This is a genomic window from Endozoicomonas atrinae (assembly GCF_001647025.1).
GTDB lineage: Bacteria > Pseudomonadota > Gammaproteobacteria > Pseudomonadales > Endozoicomonadaceae > Endozoicomonas > Endozoicomonas atrinae.
On the sequence record NZ_LUKQ02000750.1, the window covers coordinates 1 to 570 of the forward strand.

At 54.2% G+C, this 570-nt stretch carries 1 protein-coding gene; it reads left to right on the forward strand.

Annotated elements, in window-relative coordinates:
* Positions 1 to 570 (forward strand): C-terminal helicase domain-containing protein (locus AK963_RS30430; RefSeq protein ID WP_139117840.1); only part of this gene is annotated, 570 nt, incomplete at both ends.

Below are 570 nucleotides of genomic sequence, written 5' to 3' on the forward strand. Positions count from 1 at the left end.
CAAAGCGGGATGCCAAGTTGCATCGCCTGCAAGCCATCATTGAGCGTAAATGTCAGCAGCCTCTGAACCCGGGCAATAAAAAGGTGATTATTTTCACCGCCTTTGCGGATACCGCCCAATACCTGTACCAGCACATTGCGCCGTGGGTCAGCCAGCAGCTCGGGCTGCATTCGGCGCTGGTCACCGGAGCAGGCAGCAACAAAAGCACGCTCGCTGGCGTCAGCAGTGACCTGAACAACCTGTTAACGGCCTTCTCGCCCGTCTCCAAAGAACGAAGCAAAGTGAATGACAGCCCCGGCGATGAGATTGATATTCTGATCGCCACCGACTGCATCTCCGAAGGTCAGAACCTGCAGGATTGCGACTTCCTGATCAACTATGACATTCACTGGAACCCGGTCCGCATTATTCAGAGATTTGGCCGGGTAGACCGCCTCGGCTCAAAAAACAGCACGATTCAGCTGGTTAACTTCTGGCCCAATATGGAGCTGGACGAATACATCAATCTGGAAGCCCGGGTCAGTGGTCGTATGGTGCTGCTGGATATATCCGCCACCGGTGAAGAAAACG